Source organism: Campylobacter sp. BCW_6464, assembly GCF_001762775.1.
In the GTDB taxonomy this organism is placed as follows: domain Bacteria; phylum Campylobacterota; class Campylobacteria; order Campylobacterales; family Campylobacteraceae; genus Campylobacter_D; species Campylobacter_D jejuni.
This window is the reverse complement of sequence record NZ_MJXM01000063.1, coordinates 1-11,283: the sequence shown is the minus strand read 5'-3', so window position 1 is coordinate 11,283 and position 11,283 is coordinate 1. Positions and strand designations below refer to the sequence as shown.

Sequence of the window (11,283 nt, the reverse complement as noted above, 5' to 3'; positions counted from 1 at the left end):
TAGCCCCATTATACAAACTTCCACTTACATAAGGTTTATCTATATCATCATCTAAAAAAGAAATAATCACTTCATCTCCTATTCTTGGAGTATGAAAAAAACCTGAATGATTACTTGCTATACTAGAAGCTACTCTTAAAAAAGGAGTGTGATGATAAGATTTATAAGTATTGCTTGATAAATTAGAAGAATTTGTATCTATATCATTTGCAATAAAAGTATCATTATCTAATTCTTCTTGATTAGCATAAAGATTAATCCTTACCTTAACCCTTCCATGCTCATCAGTATAAATAGTATTTCTCTCACTTTCTATATCCTTACTCTCTCCTATAACAATACCTTGAGTGCCATTAGGAGCTTTAGGTTTAGCTTTAAAACTTGGAGTAAAGATAATATTCTTTTTTAATAAAGTTAAAGTATTAGAATAAGATTTACTTAAATTTAAATCTTTTAAATTTAAATGATCATTAGTATTAATAGAATTAGCTAAGATGGCATCATCAATTAAGATTTGAGTATTAGCAATAATAATAAAGTCTTTAAGCAAAGAAGCTTTATCTTGTTTTTCTTCATCTTGATTTTTTATTTCTTCTTGATGATTAAACTCCTTATAATTTAAAGTGATAAAATCTCCTAAGCTAAGATGATAAATATTACTTTTTGCTAGTAAGCTTTCATTTAATACTAAGGCTCTTTTTTCTTTAAGAGAAGGCTTAGTCTTTAAATCAATGCTTTTTGTAAAAGAATATTCACTCTCATAAAAATGTTCATTATAATAAGCTTTGTTATTAAGTTCTTGTTCATAAGGAACTTTACTAGAGTGTAAAGATAAAAGATTTAAAGGAGTATTGGCATTAATACTAGAATGTGTAAAAGAATTAGTTCTTAAGCTTTGCTCTTTATAAATAGAAGAAATACAAGCTTGATTTAAAATATTATTAATATTAGGATTATACTCAATTTCTTTATTTTTTACATTTTTATACACATCACAAAAATAAATAGTGTTCTCATCTTCATAAAAAAAGATTCCATTATTATGGCTTAATCTTGTAATAAAGTCTAAATCACTTTCATTGTATTGAGAGATGAGTTCTTGTTCTTCATAATTAAAATGTATATTAGAATAATCAATTTCTTTATGTAAGATATCTTGATAAAAACCAAGGGTTTGTTTAATCACTTCTATAATATTAGTATGAGTATAAATACGATTGGCTTTATTTAAAGAAAGTCTTATCAAGACTGATTGAAGCTTAAAAGAAAAAAAATGCTTGTATTTTATTTGCTTAGTATTTGAAGTGCTATCATTAATATTTAAAGCACTTTCATGATTAATACCTAGATATTTTATATAAGTGATAATTCCCTTATAGTTTTTTACTTCATTGTTATCAAAGTTTAAGGTATTATTCTCATAAGGATTATGGATACTTAAAATAGCTTCTTGATCGATTAAAACATTAGGATGAAAATTAAAATCTTGACTTAGATTAAATAAGCTTTCATCTAAACTTTCAAAAAAACCTTCACATTCTATAGAAAAAAGTTCTTCAAGACTTTCTTTGATAATGGCTTTAGTGATTTTAAAGGGTAGGGGATTTGAAGTAGAATTTGATATATTAAGACTCATAAAGGAATTTGAGGCCATTTTTTCTCCTTAATGTGGTAATAAGATTTATCAAATACAAAGCTTATAAGTGTGATTAAATTTTTATTTATATTTGTTTGTAAATATTGTAGCATAGTTGGGGTAAATTTGAGTGTGTTTTATGATTATGAATATTTATTCATAAAGTTTCATATATACTATGGTGAATTTTTTTTGCGTGTTTCCTAAGATTTTTGCCCAGCCAAGTTTGGCGGTATTTTCTTCTCCTAACACAAACTTCATTTCTGAAGAATAGTTGATTTTAAGATATAAATCAACACAAAATTCATTATTTGTTAAAAACATTATGCTATTTTTTAAATCATCATGTTTAGTTCCATTGGGCATAAATTTAATCGCTTCTTGATATGAAATATCTTTTATATAAATTGCTATTTTATTTTGATAAGAGGTAAATTTATCACCTAGTATGAAATTACTCCCCAAGGCATGATTTTTTACGCCCAGTTTATTTCTTTGAGTATCAGAGATTAAAATTTGGTGAGGCAAATTTTCAATGATTGATAATTTGTCTTTTAGTTTAAAATTAACTTGCAAAACTCTTTCTATATATGTTTTTGGACGTCTTAAGCTCAATAATAAAGGTGCAAATGGTAAATATTTTTTTGCAATATCGTATTCTTTAATTCCTAATATATTAAATAAAATTTGAGAAATAGAGTCTTTAAAATTATCATTAAAAGATCTTGGATAATTTTTTAAGCCAATAACATCGAAAAATATCCAAAGTAAATAGTGATTAAAAAAATCAAAAAATAAAGTCCAACCTTGTTCTCCATCTTCATTTCTGGATAATTTATCTAACATAAATGAAGGAAGTTGTGAGGAAACTCCATGTAAGCCCATAAAATTTACAAATAATTCTATAAATGATTGATCTGAAAAAATAATTTTTTCTAAATCTTTATTTGGATGCTTTAAACTTTTATTGGTTCTTAAAAATATATTTTTTTTCCCATAATTTTTTTCTAGCTTTCTTATAAGTTTAAAAAAACTATATGAAGTTGGATCATTCATATTAAAGCTTTTTTTCCAAAAGAAGCAGGATAATGCAGAATTTCTTTTGAATCAAGACATTTTATCTTTAATTCACAAAAGGAATTAATGCTAGCAAAAGATGCTAAAAATTTGGATATAACTAATCCTAGTAAATATACTTCACCTAAAGTATAAAACTTAGAATCCTTAATACTAAAAATAGCTAAGGTCCCTTTTTTTGTAATATTTTCATCAATTAGATAAGTGCTTTTGCTTTGAATATCAACTATAGATTCTTTTAAAAGTTCATAAGATTTCCAATTTAACTGATTATCTAAAAAACTATAGCTTTCTAATACACCAAAAAAAGCTTTTCTACTTAATATGGTTTGATAAGAAAAAGATAATACAGAAACAAGTTTCCACAATAAATTGCCATCAACGCTGCATCTTCTCGCTTCACTTGGAATTTCGATATTTTTAGTATCAACACCTTTTAAATTACAATTATTAATATCTCCTATTTTTAATCTTGAAGGCAGATCTCCATTGGAGCATAAAAGATCAATGCTTATAGTTTCATCCATTAAATAAGAGGAGAAAAAGGAAATTTCGCTAAATACTTCTCCTTTAGAATTCTTTTTAGTATTTATGCTATAAAAGTCTTTTTGATTATCTTTTAAAAATTCAAAACGTTCAAAACTCTTATAGTTTTTTAATAATCTTTTACCCCCTTCGCTATTGTGTGCTTTAACTTGCAATGTTTGTATAATCTCATAAGCTTTAGGTTGGCTTCTATCAACAAAAATTCGATAACTATCTTTTTTATGATTATTTATAAGAGGTTCTGCGCTTTTTGCAAAGATATTGATAATAGGCGTCATACTTAAAGAAAACAATTCTTTTCTAAATATGCAATTTGCAGGAAATGGTTTAGAGAATTTAAATTCAATATTAATTGTTCTTCCTTGGCAATTATTTAAAATATCTAAGTTATTAATTCTTAGAAAATTAAATTTATGGGGCATAAAAAAATATTCCCTTAACAAAGAAAAAGCTTCAAAGCCTAAATCATTATAAGATAAACTACTTTCATCTGGATTTAATCCTATTTTTTCAATATCGTAAGTATTAAGAAAAAATTCTTCATCAGTTTCCAAACATTGAATTTTTAATTCTTTCAAATAAGAATGTATATATAATAATAAAGTAGTAGACATGTAAGTATCGTTACCTAAATATAAATTAATTTTTTCTAAGCCCAAATCACTTATTTTTGTTTCTGCTTTATCTATTTGTAATTTTAAATTAAAAGTATAGTCTTGGTTTTTACTTGATGCAAAAACCTCATTTATCGAAATAGGGTAAAGATAGACATCATAAACAGTTTTAAATTCACAAATGCATTTATCTATAGGTTTTGATTTAACAACGGTTCCTTTTGGAATAGTAAGTTTATTTTCTTTGCTATTTTGTTCAAGTTTAAATTCTTGCATACATAATGAGGGTATGGGATTTGTATAGTTTGGAGAAACTATATTGATTAAAGATTCTGCAATATGCGGGATATTTTCATCAAGTTCTTGGTGAATTTTAGAACTTAGGATGGCTAAATTTTCAATAATTCTTTCTACATCGGGATCTTTGCTATTGTAAGCTAAAAATGGAGCTAGTTTTGGATAATTTTTTACAAAATGTTCCCTAGTTTCATATAGATATTCAAGCTCTTTTTGATAATAAAAGATATTATCTTTCATTTAACCTCACAATATCTATTATTTTTAAAAATAATTTCTATACTAAATTCCTTAAAACGATCCTCTTGAAAAAAACATTTTACAATAAAAGAAAGTTGCCAAGGACTTAAATTATTATCATAAGTAATAGAAACAACTCGTATTCTTTTTTCATAACTATCAATTAACTTTCTTATTTCCTTAGCCATTGATATGCATAATTCGCTAGAACTAAGATTAATGTCAGTCATATTTGGCATCCCTAAATCTTTCGCGGTATAACAGTCATTAATCTTAGAGTTGAGCAAAACTTTTATATTATTCTTTACATCCTCAAAATCATTTTGATAGAATGGAATATGAATGTTTTGCTCATCTAAATTATGGATCAGTTTATCTAGCAAGGACATTATTATTCTTTATCTAATTTTCCTACTAAAGAAAGTTCAAAATTACCGCCCATATATTTAAAATGAGGTCGGACACTTAGCCCTATTTTATACCATCCTGGCTCTCCTGGTATATCACTAACTTTCACTTGTGCTGCTCTAAATGGACGACGACTTCTCACTTCAGAAGGTGGATTTTCTTGATCGGAAATATATTGTCTAATCCATTCATTAAGTCCATTTTCAATATCGCTTCTTTCTTTCCAGCTCCCTATTTCTTCTCGTTGTAAAACCTTTAAATAGTGCGCCAATCTTGAAATTAAAAAGATATATGGAAGTTGAGTTCCTAATCTGTAATTTGTTTCAGCTTCTTTACCTTCTGGGGTATTTTGAAATAATTTTGGTTTTAACGGAGAATTTGCTGAAAAAAATGCTGCATTATTACTATCTCTTCTTAATGTTAAAGTTATAAAACCTGCTTCTGCAAGTTCATACTCTCTCCTATCTGTAATCAAAACTTCTGTAGGTATTTTTGATTGTATAGTTCCAAAATTTTCATAAAGATAAGTAGGCAGATCCTTAACAGTCCCTCCACTTTTTGGTCCTATAATATTTCCACACCATCTATACTTAGCAAAGCTTTCTGTCAATCTTGTACAAAAAGTATACGAAGAATTAGCCCACAATAAATGATTATGCGAAGCATGAACATTTTCTTTATAGTTAAAGCTTTTAATAGGGTTTTCTTCAGGATCATAAGGGCTTCTTGCTAAAAATCTTGTCACTAGTAAGCCTGTATATTTAGAGTCTTCATTTTCTCTAAAAGTTCTCCACCTTGTATATTGAGGACCTTCTAGCAAACCTTGCAAATCTTGAATATTTGCAAGTTCAGAATAATCATCAAGCCCAAAAAATTTTGGTCCAAAAGATGTTAAAAAGGGAGAATGACTCATAGCCGCAATACTAGCCATTTTATTTAAAAAAGTCATATCAGGACTTGCTGATCCAAGTTGATAATCTCCAATGATTGCTCCTACAGGCTCTCCTCCAAATTGTCCATATTCTGAAGAATATATATTTTTATAAACAACGCTTTGTGTTATATCTGGATTGTTTTCAAAATCCTCTAAAGCTTCTTCTTTTCTTATATCAAATAGGTCGATTTTTATATTTTCATTAAAATCAGTTCTTTCAACTAGAAATCTAAGTCCACGCCAAGTAGATTCAAGTTTTTGAAATTCTTCATTATGTAAAACTTCATCCATTTGTTTTGAGAGTAAATGGTCAATATGGGCTATCATTTCATCAAGTGCAAATTTATTGATTTTTTCTTCGGCATTATCACTTTTTACAATTTCTGAAATAAATTCAGCAACACCTCTTTTGGCAATACTATAACTTTCATCAGTTTTAGAGTATTTGCTTTTCTCCATAATTTGTTCAATAATTGGCGTATCAATTACTTTGGTATTTGCCATTTTAATTTCCTTGCTCTTCTTGTTTAATTTCTAAAAGTAACTTTTCTTTAGTTTTTTCATTTTTTAACGCTTCTAAAACAGCTTTTCTAAAATCAGGAATATTACCCATAGGACCTTTTAAAGCCATTAAAGCTTCTCTTAGTTGCAATAATTTGTTTAACTCAGGTATTTGTTTAGCTAAGCTATCTGGAGAAAAATCCTTCATGCTAGCAATATTGAGCTTAACATCAAGCTCTTCAGCTCCTGTTCCAAGAGTATTTTTTACGCTAAAACTCGTTGTTATATTGAGTTTTCTCATAACTTGATCAAAATTGATCTTGTTAATTTGCAAAATTTCTCTTTCCTCTAAGGGGGTTTCGTTTTTTCCTTTTAAATTTGCCATTACCATTAATTTTAACGGCAGCTCCACATCCTCATTTTGTCCATTAGTTTTAGCTTTATATGTAATATTAATTCGTTCCTTTGGAGCATGAGATCCATCTGACATTTTAAATCCTTAAAAATAAAAATTTTAGCTTAATTATTATATTAAAATTTGCTAAATTTAATCTTGCATCATTTAATTTTATTTTTTGCGTTTTCATATTCTTCGGCTAGATAATCTTTTAGTAGAGTTTTTTCCATTAACTCTACTAAGTATATATTTAAAATTTTAGAGTTCTTTTTCATTCCTTTTGATTCAAAAATTTTTACCATATCTAGCAAGGAATTAATATTATTCATAATAGAATTATTAAAATTTTCTTTATCAATATTCATCAGCATTTGCTCAAAATCTTGTAATGTATGTTCTTTGTCAGTTTTTTTACTTGAAAAAAAACTTTTTTTATTTTCTTTGGATTTAACAAAATATTTATAAACTTCTTCTTTGCAGATAAAATCACCATTTTGAAAACGGAGAAGTTCAATAGTATCAAATTTAGAAATAAAATCACTTGTTAATATTATAAGAATGTCTAATTGTTTATTTTTTTTCTTTTTTTCTAAAAAATCACAAAAGAGTTGTACACCCTCTATCCAAAAAGGATTTAAAATAAGTTCATGCATAAAACATTTAATATGTTCTATATCATTTTCTTTATCAGAAAGCAATATACGAATTATATCTGCATCAGGTTTTCTTATTTTAGTAATTTTTTCATTATTACATTCAGGCAAACACCTGATTTTCCCCCACATTGCTTGGGTGAATAAAGCGTAGATATTGAGATTATTTTCATCCTCTTCCAAAAGCTCAAATGCAAGTTTTTGATAAAAATTTTTATATTCTCTCTCGTTTAAAGAGTTAATATTATCGCTTCTAATGTTTACAGATACTTGAGCTACAGGAGATTTTGGAAGTTGTGGTGCAACTTGAGCAATTTCAATTTTTGCAAAATTGCAAGATAGCAAATTTTCAAATTCGGAAAATAAAGTAATAAATTGATTAACAATCTCAGATGATATAAGCACTTTTGTTTTATTGTATTCTTGAATAAAATTTTGAATAAAAATTTGAATTTTTCGCTTTTGAGCTAATATATAAGCATTATTTTCATCTATAAGTTTTTTTAAATGTTGAAAAAGAAGCAAAAGCTTTTCAAAGCATTCTTCATTGTTTAAATTAAAACACGATAAAAGAAAATAGTTGCAAATTTTAAAATCTAAAGAATGATTTAATAATATAAACTGAGAATATTGATAAACTTTATCCCAAGAAATATTTTCATGGTTTAAAGTCTTATATTTTGACATCTCATCTTCAAGTAACTGAAATTCTTGTAGTTCATCTAAATTATTTTTCAATTGATCACAAAAATACATTTAATTCCTCCAAAAATTTGCCTCATTATAATTAAATTTTAAAAAATATTATGTTAATTTTTTAAAAAATTTACTCAATTAATCATAAATTATATATTCTAAGATAGAAAGGATACTTTAGTTTCATGTTTTGTAAAAAAAGTTTATTTTTTTTATTGCCACTATTCTTTTGCGCTTGCTCAAGTGTTGTTAGTGTTAAGATAAATAATGTAGAGAATTCCAATCTTAATAATAGACATGATGATGTTCCTGTTACGGCTATTGTATATCAACTTAAGGATATTAAAAAATTTGAAGAAGCAAGTGATATAGATTTGGCTACTAGAGAAGAGGGGGTACTAGGCAAGGATAAACTTGATTCTATTAAAACGCAAATTGCACCTAAAGACAATATTATCGCGGTTAAAGTAGATGAAGAAGAGGTTCCTTATGTAGGCATTCTTGTATTATTTGCAAATAATACAAAAAAAACAACAAAAATATGGGCAAAGACCGAAGATGCAAATGGGTTTGGGAAGAATAAGTATTTAAAATTTGAAATATCCAAAGAAGGTATCAAAAGAATTAAATAGGAATAATATATGGCAAATAAATTAAAAGTTGCTTGGTTTGATGGACTTAATATTGGACAAACCCATTTTGAGCAGCAAGAAAGATTTTTTAATAGAAATATAGATCTTAAAACTATAAATATATATAGTAATTTATATGGAATAATAGACTTGGAATTTTCTCAAGAGATGTTATTGCAAGGAAAAATTGCACTTTCTAAAATTTCAGGTATCGCACAAGATGGAAGCATTTTTAATGCACCTGAGCAAGATTTGTTGCCTGAGCCTATTGAAATCAATTATGAATCTTTAATTGATTCAGTTGTGGTATTAAAAATTCCTATCGGAGTTACTGATATTGCTGATTTATCTTTAAGAAATACTTTTCCAAATTCAAAGTTTATATGTCTTAGAAATAGTATTGCTTTAAGAAATTATGATGATTCAAAATCTAATGTAATGGACAAAATTGAAGATGAGTACGAACTTGAAAATCTGACTTTTACACAAGAGAAAAAAGATTTACTTCTTGCTAGTTTAAGATTAAAACTTGGCATTTTAGGTAATTCAACTCCTGATGAACTTGAATTACCAATTGCAAAAATTAAAAATATTGATATCAATAAAAAAATTGAATTAGAAAGTGATTTTATACCCACTTGCTTAAATATCAGTAAAATATCTACCATAAGATCCTTTTTGGAAGAAATTATTTTTTCAATCAATCAACATAAAAAAGTTCTATCTAATGTTTTTAAAGGAATCGATCAAACAAAAAATACATTGGATTTTAGCACTTTTTTATCCCTTAATCTTTTAAAAAAATGGTATTTAATATTTTCACATCTATCAAAAAAAGATAAAATACATCCTGAATTTTTATACGAAAAATTTTTAGAATTTCAAGGAGAGCTTGCAGCTTTTAGCAACGAAGAATCTTTTTTAGATTTTATTCCTTATAAACACGATAATCTTTATAATACTTTTTTAAATATGATGAATAATCTAAGATTGTTATTTTCTAAAATCACAAGCCCTAAATATTTTATAGCTAAGACTAGTATTAACGGCAACGGTTTTTATGATTTTATTTTTGATAATTCGGGAATTTTAGAAGAAAGTGAAATTTATTTCGCAATTTGTGCAGATGTTACTACAGAATATCTACTTAATAATTTTAAAATTCAAAGCAAGATACATACTCAAAGTAAAATTAAAAATATAGTCGCAACTCAGCTTGAGGGCTTAAATGTAGATCAAGTATCTAATGTTCCATCTAGCATTCCTTATTTAAATGGTTATGTTTATTATAAATTAGATAAAAGAGATCAACTGTTTAAAGATTTTAAAAATGAAAGTATCATTAGTATGTACTTGACCAACAATATAAAAAACCCTGATATTATAATGTGGGCGGTATTTCAATGAAAGAAATAAATGAAGAAAAAAAGGCATTAAGCTTACTTCTTGATTCAGATTTTGATGGTTTAAAAAACAATAAAATTATTGATTATTCTTTGGAGTTGCTTTTGCTTTCTTATAGACTTTCAAAAATAAGCTCTATGGATACAAGTAGTATTAATCAACTTAGAGAAACATTGATTAATAAAATTTTAGATATAACCGCTAAATTAAGTATATGTAAAGAATATGATGAAAAAGAAATTATTAAATTCAAATATTGTCTTTGTGTCTTTATAGATGAAAGCTTAATGAAAAATGAACTTTTTATTAATTTTTGGGCTCACAATACTCTAACTGTAAGGTTATTTGATGAAACTTTAGGTGGAAATAATTTTTATGATATTGCATCATCTTGGATTAATAACCCTTTTAAGTTTAAAGATTTTTTGGAATTTATCTATGCTTGTTTGATTCTTGGTTATAAAGGAAAATATAATGAGACTAAGGATAGAGATGAAAAAATAATTCATTTTTGCAATAATATTGCCACATCTTTAAAACCGGTTTATAAGATAGAAGAAGAGTTAGCTTTTAATAAAGCATATAAAACTGGTTTGAAAGAAAATATTTGGCAAAAATTTATAAGATTGTATTTTAAAAAACTTATTATCGTTGTGCCAGCATTGATTATATTAGGAGTATTAAGCTATGCAATTTTCAATTTAGAAACCAATAATCTTAAAGTGGATAATAATATATCCGTATTGATAAAAAATTTAACACATATAGAATAAATATACTAAATTTTTAAATATCAATTTATTTGTTATGAGTAAAATTAAATAAAAATTATTTTACAGCTAGAATAAAAATCAAATGCAAAACCTATAAAAGGATAAAAATATATGAAAAAACAAGCTCTATTATTTTAATGATAAAGAAAAAGTTATACTGCTAACACTAAACCACAAAATTACATCTTAATTTTAATAAAATAGAGAATCTAAGGAGATAACCCATGACATATATATTACTTCTTATTATAATTTCTACTATTCTTTCTTATCTTATATTAAAATTTATTTATAAAATCATCTTTAAATCTACAAAAAGCGTTTCAAAGTTTTTAGTCTTTCTTGGAAGTATAGGCTTAATTATCTTTTATTATACTCCTTATTCTTATTATTTAGAGCCTAGTTATTGGCAATTTAGGAATATGTGTAAGTTAAATGAACTTCCTAAAGTATAATAAGATTCTAGGGTATTTTG

The 11,283-nt window shown here is 26.0% G+C and carries 11 protein-coding genes; 4 read left to right on the top strand and 7 right to left on the bottom strand.

The genetic code is table 11. From position 1 onward, the window contains the following. From AJ885_RS07515 to AJ885_RS07485, 7 genes are all read right to left on the bottom strand, one after another. The coding region (locus tag AJ885_RS07515) for a contractile injection system protein, VgrG/Pvc8 family (RefSeq protein ID WP_251988562.1) at positions 1-1,654 on the bottom strand (1,654 nt) is incomplete at its 3' end. 135 nt (positions 1,655-1,789) lie between these two features. Beyond that, entirely contained in the window at positions 1,790-2,692 is a 903-nt protein-coding gene (gene tssG / locus AJ885_RS07510) for a type VI secretion system baseplate subunit TssG (protein ID WP_002881829.1), read from the bottom strand. Then, positions 2,689-4,410, bottom strand: coding sequence for a type VI secretion system baseplate subunit TssF (gene tssF / locus AJ885_RS07505; protein WP_002881830.1), 1,722 nt, complete (start codon positions 4,408-4,410; stop codon positions 2,689-2,691). Before tssF ends, tssG begins: the two co-directional genes overlap by 4 nt. Continuing rightward, a complete protein-coding gene (gene tssE, locus AJ885_RS07500; RefSeq protein WP_002881831.1) occupies positions 4,407-4,799 on the bottom strand; it encodes a type VI secretion system baseplate subunit TssE in 393 nt (130 codons plus the stop codon). The genes tssF and tssE overlap by 4 nt, the downstream gene beginning before the upstream one ends. 2 nt (positions 4,800-4,801) lie before the next feature. Further along, positions 4,802-6,256, bottom strand: coding sequence for a type VI secretion system contractile sheath large subunit (tssC, locus tag AJ885_RS07495; RefSeq protein ID WP_002881832.1), 1,455 nt, complete (start codon positions 6,254-6,256; stop codon positions 4,802-4,804). A 1-nt stretch (position 6,257) separates the two neighbouring features. After that, positions 6,258-6,743, bottom strand: coding sequence for a type VI secretion system contractile sheath small subunit (gene tssB / locus AJ885_RS07490; protein ID WP_002881833.1), 486 nt, complete (start codon positions 6,741-6,743; stop codon positions 6,258-6,260). 68 nt (positions 6,744-6,811) lie between these two features. Next, positions 6,812-8,059, bottom strand: coding sequence for a type VI secretion system domain-containing protein (locus AJ885_RS07485; RefSeq protein ID WP_044779648.1), 1,248 nt, complete (start codon positions 8,057-8,059; stop codon positions 6,812-6,814). A gap of 125 nt (positions 8,060-8,184) precedes the next feature. On the opposite strand from AJ885_RS07485, the gene tssJ reads away from it, so the two are divergent. The 4 genes from tssJ to AJ885_RS07465 all read left to right on the top strand — a co-directional run bounded on the left by tssJ (position 8,185) and on the right by AJ885_RS07465 (position 11,263). After that, the gene (tssJ, locus tag AJ885_RS07480; RefSeq protein ID WP_002779659.1) at positions 8,185-8,631 is read left to right on the top strand and encodes a type VI secretion system lipoprotein TssJ; all 447 of its coding nucleotides are present in this window, start codon (positions 8,185-8,187) and stop codon (positions 8,629-8,631) included. A gap of 9 nt (positions 8,632-8,640) precedes the next feature. After that, on the top strand, positions 8,641-10,038 hold the full coding sequence (tssK, locus tag AJ885_RS07475; protein ID WP_070281025.1) for a type VI secretion system baseplate subunit TssK: 1,398 nt from the start codon (positions 8,641-8,643) through the stop codon (positions 10,036-10,038). Beyond that, complete coding sequence (gene icmH, locus AJ885_RS07470; protein WP_002881837.1) at positions 10,035-10,808, top strand: type IVB secretion system protein IcmH/DotU; 774 nt, start codon at positions 10,035-10,037, stop codon at positions 10,806-10,808. The genes tssK and icmH overlap by 4 nt, the downstream gene beginning before the upstream one ends. A 224-nt stretch (positions 10,809-11,032) precedes the next feature. After that, positions 11,033-11,263, top strand: coding sequence for a hypothetical protein (locus AJ885_RS07465; protein WP_002881838.1), 231 nt, complete (start codon positions 11,033-11,035; stop codon positions 11,261-11,263). The last annotated feature ends 20 nt before the right edge of the window (positions 11,264-11,283 follow it).

Bases quoted from the DNA above. Each gene is read 5' to 3' on its own strand.
- tssG (WP_002881829.1), bottom strand. From the start codon at position 2,692: ATGAATGATCCAACTTCATATAGTTTTTTTAAACTTATAAGAAAGCTA.
- tssF (WP_002881830.1), bottom strand. From the start codon at position 4,410: ATGAAAGATAATATCTTTTATTATCAAAAAGAGCTTGAATATCTATAT.
- tssE (WP_002881831.1), bottom strand. From the start codon at position 4,799: ATGTCCTTGCTAGATAAACTGATCCATAATTTAGATGAGCAAAACATT.
- tssC (WP_002881832.1), bottom strand. From the start codon at position 6,256: ATGGCAAATACCAAAGTAATTGATACGCCAATTATTGAACAAATTATG.
- tssB (WP_002881833.1), bottom strand. From the start codon at position 6,743: ATGTCAGATGGATCTCATGCTCCAAAGGAACGAATTAATATTACATAT.
- AJ885_RS07485 (WP_044779648.1), bottom strand. From the start codon at position 8,059: ATGTATTTTTGTGATCAATTGAAAAATAATTTAGATGAACTACAAGAA.
- tssJ (WP_002779659.1), top strand. From the start codon at position 8,185: ATGTTTTGTAAAAAAAGTTTATTTTTTTTATTGCCACTATTCTTTTGC.
- tssK (WP_070281025.1), top strand. From the start codon at position 8,641: ATGGCAAATAAATTAAAAGTTGCTTGGTTTGATGGACTTAATATTGGA.
- icmH (WP_002881837.1), top strand. From the start codon at position 10,035: ATGAAAGAAATAAATGAAGAAAAAAAGGCATTAAGCTTACTTCTTGAT.
- AJ885_RS07465 (WP_002881838.1), top strand. From the start codon at position 11,033: ATGACATATATATTACTTCTTATTATAATTTCTACTATTCTTTCTTAT.